The organism is Streptomyces sp. WAC 06738 (assembly GCF_003945505.1).
Taxonomy (GTDB): domain Bacteria; phylum Actinomycetota; class Actinomycetes; order Streptomycetales; family Streptomycetaceae; genus Streptomyces.
In genome coordinates, this window is the sequence record NZ_CP029618.1 from 2,031,416 (window position 1) to 2,048,901 (window position 17,486).

At 73.1% G+C, this 17,486-nt stretch carries 14 protein-coding genes and 2 pseudogenes; 7 read left to right on the top strand and 9 right to left on the bottom strand.

Annotated elements, in window-relative coordinates; translation table 11 throughout:
• Nucleotides 1-176 precede the first annotated feature (176 nt).
• Both DMB38_RS08540 and DMB38_RS08545 read right to left on the bottom strand, forming a co-directional pair.
• Entirely contained in the window at nucleotides 177-2,108 is a 1,932-nt protein-coding gene (locus DMB38_RS08540; protein ID WP_125934657.1) for a family 16 glycoside hydrolase, read from the bottom strand.
• Nucleotides 2,105-4,486 carry a ThuA domain-containing protein gene (locus DMB38_RS08545; RefSeq protein ID WP_240662051.1) on the bottom strand — a complete coding sequence of 794 codons (2,382 nt, stop codon included), beginning with the start codon at nucleotides 4,484-4,486 and terminating at the stop codon, nucleotides 2,105-2,107. Before DMB38_RS08545 ends, DMB38_RS08540 begins: the two co-directional genes overlap by 4 nt.
• Nucleotides 4,487-4,738: 252 nt before the next feature.
• On the opposite strand from DMB38_RS08545, the gene DMB38_RS08550 reads away from it, so the two are divergent.
• The 5 genes from DMB38_RS08550 (at nucleotide 4,739) to DMB38_RS08570 (ending at nucleotide 10,037) form a co-directional block, all read left to right on the top strand.
• The gene (locus DMB38_RS08550) at nucleotides 4,739-5,743 is read left to right on the top strand and encodes a multicopper oxidase domain-containing protein (RefSeq protein WP_125934659.1); all 1,005 of its coding nucleotides are present in this window, start codon (nucleotides 4,739-4,741) and stop codon (nucleotides 5,741-5,743) included.
• Between the two features lie 123 nt (nucleotides 5,744-5,866).
• Nucleotides 5,867-7,183 (top strand): hypothetical protein, encoded by a 1,317-nt coding sequence (locus tag DMB38_RS08555; protein WP_240662053.1) that lies wholly within the window; start codon nucleotides 5,867-5,869, stop codon nucleotides 7,181-7,183.
• A gap of 331 nt (nucleotides 7,184-7,514) precedes the next feature.
• The gene (locus DMB38_RS08560) at nucleotides 7,515-8,486 is read left to right on the top strand and encodes a DUF6454 family protein (protein ID WP_125934660.1); all 972 of its coding nucleotides are present in this window, start codon (nucleotides 7,515-7,517) and stop codon (nucleotides 8,484-8,486) included.
• Nucleotides 8,487-8,724: 238 nt separating this feature from the next.
• Nucleotides 8,725-9,027, top strand: coding sequence for a hypothetical protein (locus tag DMB38_RS08565; protein ID WP_125934661.1), 303 nt, complete (start codon nucleotides 8,725-8,727; stop codon nucleotides 9,025-9,027).
• Nucleotides 9,024-10,037, top strand: a complete 1,014-nt coding sequence (locus DMB38_RS08570; protein WP_240662055.1) for a metal-dependent hydrolase — start codon at nucleotides 9,024-9,026, stop codon at nucleotides 10,035-10,037. Before DMB38_RS08565 ends, DMB38_RS08570 begins: the two co-directional genes overlap by 4 nt.
• 824 nt (nucleotides 10,038-10,861) lie before the next feature.
• Here DMB38_RS08570 and DMB38_RS37655 read toward each other — a convergent pair.
• The 3 genes and pseudogenes from DMB38_RS37655 to DMB38_RS08585 all read right to left on the bottom strand — a co-directional run.
• Nucleotides 10,862-11,785, bottom strand: a pseudogene (locus DMB38_RS37655) (glycosyltransferase family 39 protein); the annotation flags it as partial.
• Between the two features lie 147 nt (nucleotides 11,786-11,932).
• Nucleotides 11,933-12,415, bottom strand: coding sequence for an SRPBCC domain-containing protein (locus tag DMB38_RS08580; protein ID WP_164715943.1), 483 nt, complete (start codon nucleotides 12,413-12,415; stop codon nucleotides 11,933-11,935).
• A 121-nt stretch (nucleotides 12,416-12,536) separates the two neighbouring features.
• A pseudogene (locus tag DMB38_RS08585) lies at nucleotides 12,537-13,148 on the bottom strand (N-acetylmuramoyl-L-alanine amidase); the annotation flags it as partial.
• A 219-nt stretch (nucleotides 13,149-13,367) separates the two neighbouring features.
• On the opposite strand from DMB38_RS08585, the gene DMB38_RS08590 reads away from it, so the two are divergent.
• A complete protein-coding gene (locus DMB38_RS08590; protein ID WP_125934664.1) occupies nucleotides 13,368-13,931 on the top strand; it encodes an EF-hand domain-containing protein in 564 nt (187 codons plus the stop codon).
• A gap of 95 nt (nucleotides 13,932-14,026) precedes the next feature.
• On the opposite strand, the gene DMB38_RS08595 is transcribed toward DMB38_RS08590, so the two are convergent.
• Nucleotides 14,027-14,347, bottom strand: coding sequence for an AzlD domain-containing protein (locus DMB38_RS08595; protein WP_125934665.1), 321 nt, complete (start codon nucleotides 14,345-14,347; stop codon nucleotides 14,027-14,029).
• Nucleotides 14,344-15,162, bottom strand: coding sequence for an AzlC family ABC transporter permease (locus tag DMB38_RS08600; protein ID WP_346429497.1), 819 nt, complete (start codon nucleotides 15,160-15,162; stop codon nucleotides 14,344-14,346). Before DMB38_RS08600 ends, DMB38_RS08595 begins: the two co-directional genes overlap by 4 nt.
• Before the next feature lie 74 nt (nucleotides 15,163-15,236).
• Between DMB38_RS08600 and DMB38_RS08605 the strand changes: the two genes are divergently transcribed.
• Complete coding sequence (locus DMB38_RS08605; protein WP_125934667.1) at nucleotides 15,237-15,797, top strand: XRE family transcriptional regulator; 561 nt, start codon at nucleotides 15,237-15,239, stop codon at nucleotides 15,795-15,797.
• A gap of 82 nt (nucleotides 15,798-15,879) precedes the next feature.
• Here DMB38_RS08605 and DMB38_RS08610 read toward each other — a convergent pair whose 3' ends face one another.
• On the bottom strand, nucleotides 15,880-16,455 hold the full coding sequence (locus DMB38_RS08610; protein WP_240662057.1) for a TNT domain-containing protein: 576 nt from the start codon (nucleotides 16,453-16,455) through the stop codon (nucleotides 15,880-15,882).
• Nucleotides 16,456-16,805: 350 nt separating this feature from the next.
• Nucleotides 16,806-17,468: an arsenate reductase ArsC gene (locus DMB38_RS08615; protein ID WP_240662059.1), complete on the bottom strand. Its 663-nt coding sequence runs from the start codon at nucleotides 17,466-17,468 to the stop codon at nucleotides 16,806-16,808.
• Nucleotides 17,469-17,486 lie beyond the last annotated feature (18 nt).

Consider the following 17,486-nt stretch of genomic DNA (forward strand, 5'->3'; position numbering starts at 1 on the left):
ACACCGAACGGACCGACTATCCCACCGAGGTACGGGCAGCGGTGGGCTTTCGATCCCGTGGCGAACAGGCGTTTCGGCCCCGGCGCCCGTTGGTACACCCCCCGGAACGCCTGATGGGGGGCGGTGTGTCCACCGCCCCCCACCGGGACCCGATCCGGCTCAGCCGACCGTATACGTCACAGCGGCTTGATCCGGATGTCGCGGAACGAGACCACGTCCGTCGTGCCGTGCACCTGGAGGCCGATGTAGCCCTTCGCGTGCTGGCGGCCGTCCGTGCCCGGGTCGTCGCCGCGCGGCGGCGAGAAGAGCTGCCCCGGGGAGTTCTCGAACTCGTTGAGGAGCACGCCGTTGCGGTAGATCGAGTACTTCTGGCCCACCACCCGGATCTCGTAGTCGTTCCACGTTCCCTTGGGCACCACCCCGGCCGAGCCGTGGTCGACCCGGTCGAAGCCGTAGACCGAGCCGGTCTTGTACTGGTCGCCGGCCTCCGAGTCGAAGATCTGCACCTCGTGCCCGTACTTGATCGCCACCCACTCGGGCCGCGACTCGTCCGGGTGGTCGCGCACGTCCGGGAAGCGGACGAAGACGCCGGAGTTGGTGCGCCCGGTGCCCGGCGCGTCGTCGCGCCACTGCAGCTTGAGCGAGAAGTCGCCGTACTGGGCCTGCGGGTACCACAGCATGCCCATCCCGCCGACGGTCGTCCCGCTCGTCATCGAGCCGTCCTCGTTGAGGTTGAAGCTGCCGCCGCCGACCTGCTGCCACTTGGAGAAGGAGTTCTCGGTGCCGGTGAAGAGCGGCGTGTAGCCCTCGTTCTGGCCCGGCTTGCCGATCCCCGACTCCCTGGCCGTGTCGCGGATGATCTGGCGCTCCTCGCCGTTGATCACGGCGTCCGCGTACAGCTCGTCGGTGACGTCCCGGACGTGGTCCAGGAACGCCTTCTGCTTCGGCCACGCCTTCTCGTCCTCGATCACCTCGTTGATCGTGCAGCCGTTCCTGGTGACGCGGTTGGGCACGTGGGTGTCGTACTGGCCGATGAAGACGATCGGACGGGAGTCCAGCTCCGGGCAGTCCGGGTCGGGGTTGGGGTACTTCTCGACGATCGTGAAGGTGACCGTCCCGACCTCGGAGGAGTTGCCCGCCTTGTCGGTGGCCCGGTAGCTGACCGTGTGCTCGCCGACGGTCATGACGTGCAGCATCTCGGTGTATCTCTGGAAGGCGCTGCCGCCCACCGAGTACTCGACCCGGTCCAGGCCGGAGCCGCCGGTGTCGGCCCCCTTGAGCGTGACCATGGCCATGTCCAGGTACGCGCCGTCGGCGTTCCGCTCACCGCTCACCGAGGCGGTGACCGTGGGCGGCGTCGTGTCGTTCGCCTCGGTGACCGTGAAGGTCACCGACTTCTCCTCGCTGGTGTTGCCCGCCTTGTCGGTCGCGCGGTATCTGACGGTGTGCTCGCCCGGGGTGTTGACCACGACGGGCGCCTCGTACGCGGTCCAGTCCGTGGCCCCGTCCAGGGCGTAGTCGACGCGGTCGACCCCCGACATGTCGTCGGTGGCGGACAGCTCGACCGTCGCGCTGCCCAGGTACGCGCCGTTCGCGTCCTGCTCGCCCTTGACCTCCGCGGCCGTCTCGGGCGCCGTGGTGTCCTCGCCGCCGCCGTCGGTGACGATCAGCTCGCCGACCATCGAGCCGTGGCCGGGGATCGCGCAGAAGTAGCGGTACTTGCCCGGCGAGAGGTTGACCGTCGCCTGCCACTTGCCGTTGTTCTCGTCGTTCGGGGACGCCTGGAGGTTGAGGCTGACGTCCTTGTTGTAGCCGTCGCTGAACGTGTCGAACGTCAGCGTGTGCACCATGCCGGTGGTGTTGCCGGTGGCGGCGCTGTTCTCGAAGACGATGGTCGTCTCCCCCGCCACCGCCGTGGTGGGCGCGGAGGTGTACTCGGTGATGCTGTCACCCGCGGTCCAGGTCAGCGTCTGCGCCGCCCGGGCCTCGTCGGGCGCCGCCGCGCCCGCGGTGGGCAGGCCGCCCGGCGCGAGCAGCGCCAGGCAGACCGCCACCAGAATGATCAGCGCCCGCCGCAGTCCGCCCGCGGTCAGAGCTCCGGATCTCATTGGCTCCCTTTCCCGATCAGGTCCCCGGGCAGCGGCGTCGCCGGCCCGCCCTTGTACGTCACCCGCCACAGCGCGGACGCCGAGTCGGCGTTGAAGAAGCCGCGGCCGTAGTCGAGCACGTAGAGCGCGCCGTCGGGGCCGAACTTCCAGTCCATCAGGTTGCGGATGCCGCCGTTGCCGACCGGGATGATCTTGTCGAGCGACTCGGCGTGCACCGGCAGTCCGCCGTCACCGGCGTTGTCCGGGTCCATGACCACGGCGTGCCGCGGCTGGTCCCCGTCGTAGAAGTCGCCGACGAACCACTTGTCGTTCCAGTACTCCGGCCACTTCACGTCGCTGTCGGAGGAGGCGTCGTAGCGGTAGACGGGGCCCGTCATGGCCGCCTGGCCGCCGCCCTTGAGCCAGGGCAGGCGGTACTGCGCCTCGTCGACGTTGTAGCTGGGCACCCCGTCCGCGTTGCGCGGGTAGTCGGGGCCGCCGCCCTGGGGCGAGTACCAGATGTTGTTGTCGCGGACCGGCGGCAGGTCCGTGAGCCCGTCGTTGTTGGGCGAGGTGTTCTTGATGTTGTCGCAGTCGTACCAGCCGAGCGGCTGCGACGGGTCGGGCAGGTTGCGGTCGCGGTACGGCTGCGAGTTGCCCATGCAGTACGGCCAGCCCTGGTTGCCCGCGCTGGTGATGACGGCGAACGTGTCGTACTTGGCCGGGCCCCAGGTGGTGCTGGGCGCGCCGGCGTCCGGGCCGACCCAGCCGGCGTAGAGCCGGTCGTCCGCGTCGATCTCGATGCGGGACGGGTTGCGCACGCCCATCACGTAGATCTCGGGCCTGGCCTGGTCGCCGTCGCCCTCGTCGCCGGTGAAGAGGTTGCCCTCGGGGATGGTGTACGTGCCGTCGTCCTCGGGGTGGATCCGCAGGATCTTCCCGTTGAGGTTGTTGGTGTTGCCCGCGGTGCGGCGCGCGTCGGCGAAGGACACGCCGCCGAAGTTGGGCTCCGGGTTGTTGCCGGAGTAGCCGTCGCTGAACCGCGAGGAGTTGGTGTCACCGGTGGCGATGTACAGGTTGCCCTTGGAGTCCCACTCCATGTCGCCGCCCGCGTGGCAGCAACTGTGCACCTGGACGGGCCAGGACAGCACGACCTTCTCGGAGGCGGTGTCGAGCTTCTGCGTCTCCTGGTCGATGGTGAAGCGGGAGACCCGCCGCTCGGCCATGTGCGCGGCACGGTCGACGCCGGAGTGCGGCGTGTAGTGCAGGTACACGTATCCGTTGTCGGCGAAGTCCTGGTCGAGGGCGATGCCGAGGAGGCCCTCCTCGACCTTGACCAGCTCGTCGCCGCCGCCCTTGTTGCCGAAGACGTCGAGCGTGCCGACCGCGGTGACCTTCTCGGTCTCCGGGTCCCACATGTGGATCGTGCCGGGGCCCTTGCCCATCTCCGGGCTGTTCCAGTCGACGTCGACGGGCGCGCCGGACCAGCGGCCGCCGCGGCCGATGTAGTAGACCTTGCCGTCGTCGGCGATGTCGATGCCGTGCGGCTCGCCGATCTGGTCGAGCTGGTTCGCCTGGTTCGGCTGGGTCAGCCGGGTCGCCTCGTAGTTGGCGGTGATGCTCGCCTGGCAGTCCGCGCGCGCCTGGCGCGTGGTCCACAGCAGGGCACCGCGCAGGTGCGACCGGAAGTTCTCCTCGGCGAAGCCGGCGGCGGTGCCGCCCATGCCGGTGTAGAACGAGCGGCCGCCCTCGTAGTCGCGGCACCAGGAGATCGGGTGGTCCCAGCCGTTGGCCGTCGAGCCCGGCTGGTACGTGTTCTCCCGGACCCGGGCGACGGTGTGGACGCTGCCGGACGGGTTCTTCTCCCAGTTGGTCCACACGTCGCTGCGCTTCCACTCCAGCGGCAGCTCCTTGGTGGCCGGGTTCAGCCGGTCGCCGACCTCGACGACGGCCTCCTGCGCGCCGCCGGAGGTGCCGGCGGGGCGGCTGCCGATCAGGCCCGTGAACCAGTCGGACTCCGGTTCCGAGCGGGCCGCGTCATGGATGCCGAGGAACCCGCCGCCCGCCTTGATGTAGCGCTGGAACGACTGCTCCTGCATGGTGTTGAGGCGGTCGCTGCCCGGTGACAGGAAGACGACCGCGTTGTACTTGGCCAGGTTCTTGTCGGTGAACGCCGTGACCTCGTCGGTCGCGGTCACCGTGAACGTCTCGGGCCCCTGGGCACCGATCGCCTTGATGGCCTCGATGCCCGCCCGGGTCACGGCGTGTTGGTCGCCGTCGACCCGGTAGAACACGAGTACCGAAGCGTTCGCCTTGCCCGGCGGGCTGCCGGCCGCCAGCGGTCCTGCGTCCGACGGTCCTGCCACGGCTTCCGCTCCTGCCAGGAGCGTTGCCGCCATGGCCACCGCCGATGCGCCGGCCGCCCAGCGTAGGGCGTTTCCCCTGCGTCGCATGGTCCTCCCACCTCGTCCCGGGATGCTGCGGGATAGCTGCGCCGCCGTAGGAAGTTAGACCCCTTTTCGCGAACTGCCAATGCCTACAGCCGGATTCGGTCCGAACTTTGTCCTGAGGATGGGCAAAGCCTCCGCAAGCCCTTACCATGAGCGGCTGTCAGGGACGAGTCACAAACGCGCGAGAAGGCGGGGGCCACCATGCCGCGCAACGCTTTTTCCAGAAGGTCCTTCACCAGCGGTGCGGCCGCGGCCGCACTGGCGACCCCGGTCGCCCTGTCCACCTCGGGAGCGACGGTCACGGCGTCCGACGACAAACCCCAACCCCAGCCTCTCGGCGAGATCAAGCGGATCACCATGTACGCCGAGGCCATGCCGGACGGCCAGCTCGGCTACGGCCTCGAACCGGGCAAGCCCTCCATCCCCGGCCCGCTGCTGGAGATGTACGAGGGCGACAGCATGATGATCAAGCTGGTCAACAACCTCGACGTCGAGGCCAGCCTGCACGTCCACGGCGTCGACTACGACATCGACAACGACGGCACGCCGATGACGAACAGCGCGGTGCCGCCGGGCGGTTCGCGCACCTACGTCTGGCACTCGCACACCGCGGGCACCCGCCGCGACGGCACCATCCAGCCGGGCAGCGCGGGCTACTGGCACTACCACGACCACGCGGTCGGCACCCCGCACGGCACCGGCGGCGTCAGGCGCGGCCTCTACGGCGGCCTGATCGTCCGCCGGAAGGGCGACAAGCTGCCCGACAAGCAGTTCGTGATCGTCTTCAACGACAACACGATCAACAACATCACCGGGCACGGGCCCGACTTCACCGCCACGCTCGGCGACCGCTGCGAGGTCATCATGATCACGCACGGCGAGTTCTACCACACGTTCCACATGCACGGTCACCGCTGGGCGGACAACCGTACGGGCATGCTGACCAGCGTGGACGACCCGACGCCGATCATCGACAACAAGATCTGCGGACCGGGCGACTCGTTCGGCTTCCAGTTCATCGCGGGCGAACTCGTCGGCTCGGGGCGGTGGATGTACCACTGCCACGTCCAGAGCCACGCGGACATGGGCATGGCGGGCCTGCTGGTGGTGACGAACCCCAACGGCACGGTCGCCGGGACGCACAACGCGGACGCGATGAAGGCCACCCGCGACGCACCGGCCCACGGCAGCCACGACACGAACTGAGGCACGGCACACGCCGAGCCGCGAGACCGGCCGGCGGCCCCGCTGGGTGGGGCCGCCGGCTTTTCGCATGCCCGGACGCCCCCGTGGCGGACGCCCGCGCACACTCCTGCTATCGTCATGAAAATGATTGTCATTACGAAGACAAGGAAGACGCTCGCCGCAGGCGTGGCGGCGATAGCCCTCGTGCTGGCCGGCGGATGTGCGGAGAACGACGACGATCCGGGCGGCGGAGAGCCCGGCGCCGGCCGCGCGTCGGACGCGGCCGGCGGCGAGCAGGCCGGCGCCGACCGCTCCGGCTGGCCCGCGGAGAAGACCGCCCACGGCGCCCCGGAACTGCGCGCCGTCGTCACCGAACAGGGCTCGGGCGCCGTCCGGGTCATCGGCCTCGCCGACGGAGGGACGGTGCGTACGCTGCGCGTGGAGGGCCAGTCCAGGCCCGTGCGGACCGAGGACGACACCCACGTCCTGCTGCCCCAGGGGGAGCAGGGCGTCACGCACCTCCTGGATGCCGGCATCCGCTGGGAGGACCACGGCGGCCACCAGGACGCGCACCACGAACGCCCCCGGCTCCTGGGCAGCCTGAAGGGCGAGTACCCCTCGCACGCCGTGCCGCACGGCGAGCACGTCACCGTCTTCGACGACGGCACCGGTACGGCCCGGGTGCTGCACGTCGGCGCCGAGGACGCGAGCACGGAACCGGAGCGCGAGCTGAAGGCGGAAGGCCCGCACCACGGCGTCGCCGTGACCCTGGAGAACGGCGAGATGGCCCTCACCATCCCCGGCGAGACGGAGGAGGACCTCCCCGTCGGCGTACGGGTCCACGACGCCCACAACCGCGAACTCGCCGCCTTCCGCGACTGCCCGGAACTGCACGGCGAACACGCCGTCGGCGACGATCTGCTGCTCTTCGGCTGCCTGGACGGCGTGCTGGTGCTGGAGCGCGGCGACGGCGGCAAGTGGAAGGCCGACAAGATCCCCAACCCGGCCGGCAGCGGCGAGGAGGAGCGCGTCAGCTCCTTCGCCGGGCACAGCGGCGACGCCGTCCTCGGCACCTTCGGCGACGAGGCGATGGCCGCGCTGGACCTCGGCGAGCGCACCATGCGCCGCGTCGAACTGCCCGCCGCGCGCGCCGCGTTCACCTGGGACCCGTACTGGGACCGGGGCCTCGCGCTCACCGCGGACGGTGAGCTGCACGGGGTCGACCCGAAGGGCGCGAAGGTCGTCGCCTCCTCGAAGGTGACCGAGCCGTTCGAGGTCTCGGAGGACTGGACCAAGAACCAGGCGGCACTGGCGCCGGGCGAGGAGTCGGTGTACGTCACCGATCCGTTCACCGGCTCGCTCATCGAGGCGGAGGTGGCCAGCGAGGGGTTCGAGGTGACGCGGACGATGGAGCTGGGCTTCACGCCGTACTCGCTGACGGTGCTGGGCATGGCGGGCTGAGAAAGGGGCACCCGGACCGCGGTGGCGGGACATCAGCGGACGGCGCGGTGTCCCGTCGCCGTGTCACCTGCCGCGCCGCCGTCCCTCCCCGCGGCGGCGCGGTGTCACCCTCGCCGCGGCCGGTCGCGGTACCGCGTATCCGCCTGTCGCTCCGTGTCTCGACTCCTGTCCCTTCGCCGTGTTCCGTCGCCGTGTCCCGCTGTTCGCCGCGGGATTGCCCCGCCGCCACGTACGGGCAGGATGGCCTCGCCATCATCGGGCGCCGGCCGGCGGGCGCCGCGGGGAGCACCCCGCCGCCCCGGCCGGCCCGCGAGGGAGAGGATCGATGCACATGAGGTACGTCAGGACGCTCGGCGTCACCGCCCTGGCCGCGGCCCTGCTCGGCACCGTCGCCGCCTCCGCCGCCCCCGCCGCGCGGCCCGGCGGCGGCCACGGGACCGAGCGCGACGCCCCCGTCGTCGAGGCCGTCGCGAAGCTGGACCGCAACAGCAAGTGGGAACTGGTCGAGAAGCTGCCGCTCGACTTCGAGACGTACCACCCGCAGGGCATGACCCGCGTCGGCGACCGGCTGTTCCTCTCCAGCGTCGAGGTCATCGAACCGCCGGTGCGCTACCCGGAGCCCGTCGACGGCTACGACCGCAGCCCCGGCCGCGGCGTCGGCCACCTCTTCGTCCTCGACCTCAAGGGCCGGCTCCTGGAGGACATCACGCTGGGCGAGGGCGACATGTACCACCCCGGCGGCATCGACACCGACGGCCGCTCGGTCTGGGTCCCGGTCGCCGAGTACCGGCCCGACAGCGCCGCCGTCGTCTACCGCGTCGACGTCCGCACGCTGAAGGTGACCGAGGAGTTCCGGGTCGACGACCATGTCGGCGGCGTGGTGCCCGAGCCGCGCACCGGCAAGGTGCACGGCGTCTCGTGGGGCTCGCGGACCCTCTACACCTGGGACCGGCAGGGCCGCCAGATACAGCGGCGTACGAACCAGAGCCATTTCGTCGACTACCAGGACTGCGCGTACGCCGACTCGCGCAAGATGCTCTGCACCGGCATCACCGGCTTCAAGAACGCCTCCGGCGCCGACTTCGAGCTGGGCGGCATCGCGACGATCGACCTGCGCACGTTCGACATCGAGCACGAGGTGCCGGTGCAGCTCTGGTCGACCGGCGGCCACGTCGCGACCCGCAACCCCGTGCTGCTGGAGGCGCTGCGCGGCGAAGGACTGCGCATGTGGGCGGCGCCCGACGACGGCGCCTCCCCCGCGGGCACGGAACTGCTGGTCTACGAGACGAGGCCCGCGAGCTGACTCCGGAATGTCGGGCACCGTGCCCCATCCCGTAAGATCCCGGACGACCGAGGGGGGGCCTGCGCGGCCGGGGAGGCGCGCCGGCGGACGACGGAACGGTGGGGCGCGGTGCACGGTGAGGGTGCGATACGCGACGGCGTGGCCGTACGCGGAAGCGGAACGGGACGCGGGGGCGGGCCCGTACACATACGGACGGCTCACCCCGGGCAGGCGGGCCGCGCCGCGGGGGTGACCGCCGGTGCCTAGCCGCCCGGCGTTCCTGCGGCCGGTACGCCGCACCCGCGCCGGCGACGTCGCCGGCTACACGGCCGCCGTGATCGCCCTCGTCGCGGGCGGCGCGATCTTCACCCGCGGCATTCTCACCTGGACCCGCGGCCCGGTGGTCGCGATCGCGGCGATCCTCCTCACCGGCTGGGCCGTCGACAAGGTACGCGCCCGGCGGCACCCCGGGGACGACGAGCCGGACGACGGCCGGGACGGCGACGGAGGCGGCGGCGACGGAGGCGGCGGCGACGGAGGCGGCGAGGGGGAAGACCGGTGAGCTGGGCGGCACATGAGCTGGAGAGCTACATCCTCCACAAGCACACCAAGGTCAAGGTCTCGTACCTGGCGATCCTCCTCGGCTGCTTCCTGCCCGACATGGGCACCAAGGGCACCGTCTACGGCTTCGAGATAGGCAGCTTCTCCTTCAAGCCGGAGAACGCCTGGGACTACCACCGCGGCTGGCCGGGCGTCGGCTTCACCCACACGCTGGTGTGGGGCGTGGTGCTCGCGCTGGCGGTGCTGCTCATCTTCAAGAGCCGGGAGTGGGCGCTCGGCCTGCTGATCGGCCAGTGGGCGCACGTGCTGACCGACTGCTTCGACAGCGTCGGCGTGATGCTCTTCTTCCCCTTCACCGACCAGCACTACTCGACGGGGATGTGGGCGTACGCGGCGCAGGAGGGCCGTTACGGGGACGCCGCCGCGTACTACGGCAGTCTGGGCCTGGCCTGGGATCTCTTCTGGCTGGCGATGCTCGCGTACAACTACCGCTCGCTCACCGCCAAGTACTTCAGGCAGCACGTCTACCCCGCGGACCCCGCCTGGGGCTGGCTGCGCCACCGCGTCGGCCTCTCCGACCGCTTCCTGCTGGCGCTCTACCACGCCTACTTCCTCTACGGCGCGTGCCGGATATTCGCCTGGACCATCTGGGCGCAGGCGTCCGAGGACGCCCCGATGGACTGGAAGTGGGGCGGCCCGTACTGGGTCGACAAGGCGACGGTGGAGCATCCGCCGGTGACGGAGTTCCTTTCGAACACGCTGGTGGGACTGACGGGACTGGTGGCGTTCTGCTGGGTGGTGTGGCTCGCGGTGGGGCGGCGGCTGTGGCTGCATACGCCGCCGTACGCGGAGGTGGAGTTCGTCCGCACCTCGGTGCCGCGGCCGCGCTACTCGGAGGAGAACGACCGGGACGACGGGGACGACGAGGCTTCCGCGGACGCGGAGCCGGACCCGGACGTGGAGCCGGACCCGGACGTGGAGCCGGTGCGGCAGAGCCCCGACCGCGCGTAGAGGGAGACGCGGGCGCCCCGGACGCTCCGGGTCCCGCACTCCCTGAAGTGCTCGCGCAGCACGGCGCGTTTGGCCGCCTCGCCGGGCTCGGCGTCGAACGTCTGCCCGGGCGGGTCGCGCAGCACGACGATCCGGTCGGCGGCCAGCAGCCGGGCGCGGAGGTGCGCGGCGGGCAGCTCCACGCCGTACAGGGTGCGGGAGTCGGCGGCGGGCGCGGCGAGCGCGAGGTCGACGAGCCCGTCGTACGCCCCGGGCGCACCGTGCAGCCACACGCGCCGCCTGGCGGGCAGGAACAGCAGCCCGTCACCGGGCCTGCTCTGCGCCTGCACGGCGCGGGCGACGGCGGAGACGTCGTCCAGCCGGCTGGCGGGCGTCCGCAGGTGGAACATCGCCGGCAGCGGCGCGACGAGGACGGCGACCACGGCCACGGCCGTCACGCGCCGCCGGGTACGCGGTCCCGCGGCCCCGGCCGGGGCCGCGGCGCCGGAGGCGGGGTGGCGGTCCCGGGCCGGGCCCTGCACCCCGGCGCGTAACGCCGCGTCGAGCGCCGCCCCGGCGAGCAGGGCGAGGCCGGTGGCGTAGCAGAGGACGTAGCGGTCGACGTAGAGCGGGCGCAGCGGCGTCGCGAGGAGGAGCAGGGCGCCGGGGAGGACCGCGAGCGGCAGCGCAAAGTGCGTGAGGCGGCGCGAGGCGCGCGGGACGAACCCGGCGAGCCCGAAGCCGAGGACCACGATCGCGGCGTACTTCAGCAGCGCGACCGGGCCCGGCATGGCGATCCAGTCCACCTGCGCGGACTGCCCGGCGCTGCGCACCGCGTGCGGCGTCAGCCCCACCGCGACGCACCCCACGGCCACCCACCAGCCGCGCCGGGCCACGGGCCCCGGGCGCCGCAGCCACAGGGTCACGCCGTGGGCCGCCATCGCGAGCACCGCGAACTCGTGCAGCAGCCCGGCCGCCAGCATCAGCGCGGCGTAGCCGGCCCAGAGCCGGGGGCCGTGCTCGTCGAGGGCGCGGACGAAGAGCCAGCCGGCCCAGACCAGGCAGGCGGCGACCAGCGCGTACGACCGCCCCTCCTGCGCGTACCGCTGCACGTCCGGCACCAGCGGGTACACCAGCCCGGCGACGAGCCCCGCCCGCGGGCCCGCCAGCCGGCGGCCGAGGAGCGCGACCCCGGCCGCGGCGGCGGCCGTCGCCAGCACGGAGGGCATCCGGAGCGCGAGGAGACCGCCGTCCCAGAGGCCGAAGACGCCGCGCATCAGCAGGTAGTAGAGGCCGTGCACGGCGTCGAAGTGCGGCAGGGTCTGCCACAGCGCGGTCAGGCCGCGGTGGGCCATCTCGTACGTGACGGCCTCGTCCCGCCACATCGTGCCCTGCCGGCCCAGGCCCCAGAGGCCCAGGACGAGCGCGAGCGCGGCGGGCGCGAGGACGAGGGGCGCGGCGGCCACGCCGCGGCCCGGCCCCCGGACGGCTTCGGCGAGGGCGGTGGCGGCCGGGCGGTGGCCCGGGGGCTCCGCGCCGGGGGCGGGGGCGAGGCCGCGGCGCTGGACGGCGGCGACGGCGGGCTCCGGCGGGAAGAAGATCAGGGCTCCCCGGAGCCCGGCGGCCACCCGTTCGCCGGGCAGGCCCCACTCGACCGGCCTCTCGAATCGGCCGGCGTGAAAGGGGGTCGGGAACGCGAGGGGTCGCCGGAAAACGGCGCCGGATCCGGCCGCAGGACCGGTGCAGCGGTTCGCGTACATGCTGCGCATGCTGCGGCACGAGCCGGGCACGCCGACGCACCGCAACCCCGCCGGGCGCGCCGGTTACTCCGCCGGGGGCGACGGGGAGCTGCGGGGGGCACCCCGCACACGCCGCCGCACCTGCGGAGGGTGGGCCCCGGACCGACTCGTCCCGGGTCAGGTGAGGGTGCGCAGGAGTGCTTCGAGGTTGTCGAACGACGTGGTCCATGTCGCGCGGGCTGTGGGGCGGCGCTCGGGTGGGTAGGGACGGGTGAACGTCAGGCGGGTGCCGGGCGGGGCCGGGGCCAGGTAGATGCGGGTGTTCACCGGGGCGGGGATGCCGTACTCCACCATGGGGGCGGAGGTGAGGACGAGGAGGTGGGGGGCGGCGAGTTCGGTGATGTGGTTACGGAGCCAGTGGCGGCCGCGGTCGGTCGTGTCGCCCTCGGTGTCGTCGGCCGCGTCGACCATGCAGTAGTCGAAGCGGCCGCCGACGTACGGCTCGACGGTGACGGTGTCGCGCGGAACGGTGTAGCCCCGCGGACCGATCCACCGCGCCAGCAGGTCCGCCTCCGTCCACGCCCGGTGGACCAGCGGCGGCGGCGCGGGCAGGTCCCGGACGACGAGCGGCGCGGTCGTCTCGGCGGGCGATGCTGTCACGGTGCCTCCGCTGGGTGGCCGGCGTACGTGCTCGCCACATGCAACCCGCACGGCACGCCGAGGCTTCCCGGGGGACGGGTCAGGGTGCGGAGCCTGAGGGATCCGGTGGGGCCGGGGGCTCGCCTTCCGGCTTGCCCGCCAGGCGTTTGGCGATGCGTTCGCGCATCCCCGGCATGCCGAAGCCCACCGGGTCGATCTTCTGGTCCGTCCACTCCTTGTGGCCGATCACCGACTTCGCCTGCCAGCCGTGGGCCCGGCACAGCGCCGCCGCGGCCCGCTCGGCGGCCTCCACCTGCGCGTCGGGCCACGGGTCCTCGCCGTCGCCGAGGTTGATGCACTCGAAGCCGTAGAAGCGTGCATTGCCGTCGGTGTTCTGCTCGTTGGGCGAGGGCGGGCGCTCCCCGTACCGCTCGGCGATCACCGCGCGCAGCACCTCGTCGTCGCCCAGGCCCGCATGGTTCGCCCGGCCGTGGCCGACGAGGTGAACCCGGCCGCTCTTGTCGATGACGCCGTGGCAGAGCGGGCCCGGCAGGTCGGACCTGCCGCGGTAGCAGAGCCGGACGCTGTCGTCCGTGCCGGACGTGGCCGTGTGGTGGAGGACCACGCCGTGCACCGGGCCCCACGGGCCCACGCCGTTGCGATTGTGCGTGCGCCATTCGCCGTGCTCGACGATCGTCAGCCCCTCGCGCTTCAGCGCGCGCAGCACGACGGCGGCGGACAGTGGTTCTGCCATGCGAGCAACCCCCCGGTTTTCCCTGGCCGGTGACGTCGGTCCGCGCCGGCCTTCGGCGCCGTCACCCACTCATCGTAAACCCTTGCTCACTCTCCGTAAAGGGGTCGGCTCCCCATCCGTCTCCAGGCCACCGTGCGCCCGCCCAGGCGCCCCTGTGCGCCCCGGTGGACCGGCCGTAGCGTCGTGCACCGGCGGCAATTCCTGCGGAGAGGACGGCTCGTGGAGGTATCGACGTTCCTGGCGCGGAAGCTCGCGCGGCGCTTCCGCACGTACGACACGGACGGCGACGGCTATGTCGACCGCGCGGACTTCGAACGCGCCGCCCGGCAACTGGGCGAGGAGTTCGGCCACGGCCCCGACTCGCCGGCGCGGCGCCGGGTGGAGGAGCTGTGCCTCGGGGTGTGGGAGCGGCTCGTACGGGCCGCGGACACGGACGGGGACGGGCGGGTCGACCAGGCCGAGTACGCGGCGGCGTTCGCCGCCGGGCTGCTGGAGACGCCGGAGGACTTCGCCGCGGGCTACGGGGAGTTCCTGGAGGCGATCATGGCGATCGCCGACGTGGACGGCGACGGCGCGCTCGACCAGGAGGAGCACGTGCGCTGGACGGGCGCGCTGATGAACCTCCCGGCGCACGACGCCCGCGAGGTCTTCCGCCGGCTGGACACCGACGGGGACGGCCGCGTCACCACCGCCGATCTGCTCGCGGCCATCAGGGACTACTACTTCGACGACGACCCCGCCTCGGCCGGAAGCTGGCTCCTGGGCCCCCTCGACCCCGTCTGACACCCGGCCGGACCCCCGTGCCTCCCCCGTGCCCGTACGGCACCGGGGGCGGCCGGACCGTAGGGCACGGGCGGCTTGCCGCCGACGGCGGCAGGTCAGTCGACGCCGACCAGCCGCAGCAGCGCCGCCGTGGCCGCCGCGGCGACCACCACGACCACGAACGGCGCCCGCCGCCATGCCAGGACGCCGCCGACCGCGACGCCCGCCGGCCGCGCGACCCCCGCGAAGCCGCCGTCGTCCAGCAGCGCCTGCGTGCCGACCAGAGCGGTGAGCAGCACGATGGCCGCGACCGTCATCAGCCGCTCCACCCGCGGCTCCAGCCGCACGCGGGAGCGGAGCGCGGGTCCTGCGAAGCGGAAGGCGAACGTGCCGGCGCCGAGCACGAAGACGGCGAGCACCAGGGTCGTCGTGCTCACGGCACCCGCTCCTCGTCGTACGAACCGGTCCCGGGCTCGTCGTCACCGCCGCCCGGCGCGCCGCCCCCCGGCACGCCTCCCTCAGCCACTCGGCCGCTCACCGGACCGCCCTCCGCCACCGCACCGCTCCCCTGCTTCCGCGCCCTCTCACCACCGGTCCCCGCCACCGCGAGCCCCGCCAGCGCCAGCAGCACCGGCACCCCCGCCGGCAGGAACGGCGCCGCCGCCAGCGCGACGCCCACCCCCACCAGCGCCGCCCGCCGCGTACCCGCCTCGCGCAGCGACGGCAGTACCAGCGCGAGCAGCACCGCGGGGAACGCCGCGTCCAGTCCGAAGGCGTCCGTGTCGCTCACCGCCGTACCGCCCAGGGCACCGAGCACCACCCCCGCGTTCCAGCAGACGAACAGCCCCACGCCGCACGCCCAGTACGCCGCACGCCGCCGCACCGGGTCCCGCTGGGCCAGGGCGAACGCCACGGTCTCGTCGATCATCAGATGGCTGCCGGCGAGCCGCCGCAGCCTCCCGCCGCCCAGCGCGTCGCCGACGGTGAAGCCGAACGGCACGTGCCGCGCGTTGACCAGCAGCCCGGCCGCCACGGCCGCCAGCGCCGTACCACCGGAGGCGACGATGCCGACGAACATGAACTGCGCCGCCCCCGCGAAGACCACCACCGACAGCAGCACCGGCAGCCACAGCGGCAGCCCCTCGCCGACCGCGATGGCCCCGAACGAGACGCCGACCAGGGTGTCGGCGGCGCAGACGAGCGCGATGTCGCGGGCGAGGTCGCCGCGCAGGGTTCGCCATATCGAACGCATGACTGCCATGCTGAACATCCGCTACTCTGTTCGTCAAGTCGAATAAACGACCGACGAAGCGAACGGAGCGTGCCATGGTCCCGAGCGGAGGAGCCCCCCTCGACGCCATCGCGGCGTCGCTCCAGCGCGAGCGCCGCCGTACGGGGCTGACGCTGACGGAGCTGGCCCGCCGCGCGGGCATCGCCAAGTCGACGCTCTCCCAGCTCGAATCCGGCACCGGCAACCCGAGCGTGGAGACCCTGTGGGCCCTCAGCGTCGCGCTCGACGTGCCCTTCTCCCGGCTGGTCGAGCCGCCCCGCCCGCGAGTGCAGGTCATACGCCGCGGCGAGGGCCCGTCCGTGCCCTCCGAGCACGCCGACTACGCGGCGACGCTGCTCGCCTCCTCCCCCGCCCACGCCCGCCGGGACATCTACCTCGTCACCATCCAGCCCGGCGTCCCGCGCCGCTCGGATCCGCACTCACCCGGCGTCGTGGAGCACGTGATACTCAGCAGCGGGCACGCGCGCGTGGGCGTGGCGGAAGAACCGGTCGACCTGGAGCCCGGCGACTACACCTCGTACCCTGCCGACGTCCCGCACGTCTTCGAGGCCCTGGCGCCGGACACGGTCGCCGTCCTCGTCTCCGAGCACGACTGACGCCGCGCCGTCCCCGCGGGCCGGCCGGTCAGCCGGCCTGCGGGCCTGCCGGGACCGCCGGGCGTCGCACAGGCACAAGGCGTTACGCGGGCGCCAGGTAGCCGTGCTCCAGCAGCCAGGTGACGTTCAGCCGCTGCCCCTCGCCCGGGTCGAGGAAGACCGGGTCGAGCTTGATCTGCTCGCCCCCGCCGGGCTGCTCGAACCACGGCGCGACCGCCCCCTGCCAGACCCAGAACGGCTTCGTGACCTGGTAGACGCGGTAGTCGCAGGGGGCGTCGGGATCGCGGGTGTTGAGGTTCTGCGGAGGCAGCGCGCGCTCGGCGTAGCGGTCGCCGGCGGGAGCGAGGTAGCCGCCGTACTCCGAGCCGAAGCGGTCGAGGAGCTGCCCGGCCTCCAGCCGCGTCGCCTCCCGGTCGACGGTGCCGTTGACCTCGGCGAAGCCGTCGTTCGGCGGGTACTTCCAGGTGCCGCCCTCGGCGGGGCCCGTCCAGTACTTCTCCAGGAACGCGGCCGGCGTGAGCGAACCGGTGGGATGCCAGCCCTGCAGCAGCGGCCCCACCCGCGGCTCCCACCGGCCCGGCAGGTGCTCCGGGCCCAGCCGGGCGTCGCCGAACCGCTCGCCGGTGCAGACGGGCGCGGCCCGGAGGGAGGCCCCCACGGCGGGCGCGGGCACGGGGGCCGCGCGGCCGGTGGCCGGGGGTGGACGGCCGAGGGGCGGGTCGCGGGGTCGGGGTGCCCGGCGGCGCCCGCCGCGGCGGGGACGCCGCCGGCCAGCCCCGCGGCGGCGACGAGGACGGCAAGTGCCGTGCGTACGGTGCGGGTTCGCGTCACGGTGGGGGTTCGCTTCACGGTGGGGCCCTTCGCGCTCGGCGGTCGGCGGCCCCACCATGATCCGCAGGTCGGGCGGCGGGCCCGCAGACCAACACGCGCGCCACCGCCCGCCCTTCGGGTGAACCGGGCGCGCCCGGGCGGGCGTACGGAACCGGCGGGCGCGGCCGTCCGCCGCCGTCAGCCGCGGGGCGGTATGCCCAGGTCCGCGAGGAGTTTGCGGACCCGCCGCTCGATCTCGTCCCGCAGCGGCCGCACCTCCGCCACCGCCCACCCGCGCGGATCGGCCAGCGGCCAGTCCACGTACCGCTTGCCGGGGAACACCGGGCAGGCGTCCCCGCAGCCCATCGTGACGATCACGTCCGCCGCCCGGACGACCTCGTCCGTCCACGCCGTGGGGAACTCGCCGGAGATGTCGATCCCCCGCTCCCCCATCACGGCCACGGCCGCCGCGTTGGCCGAGGTGCCGGGCGCGGAGCCCGCCGACCAGGCCACCGCGCGGTTCCCCGCCAGCCGGGCCGTCAGGCCCATCGCCATCAGGCTGCGCCCGGCGTTGTGCACGCAGAGGAAGAGCACGACCGGCCGCCCGTCGCCGCTCACCCCCTCCACCCGGGCCAGCGCGTGCAGCCGGCGGCGCGCGTAGCGCTCGGTGAGGCGCGGCAGGTCGTCCGGCGGGGCGCCGCGTACCGCTATGTCCCCGTACGCGCCGTACAGGAACCGCTCGATGGTCTGCTCGCCGAACACCCCCTGGAACTCCGTCCGTAACCTCTTGGCGGCGGTGTGCAGCGCGAGCCGGTGACCGGCTCTGGGATCGGGTCGTGCCTGGCCCCCGGGGTCACTCATCGCCCGGATTATGGTCCC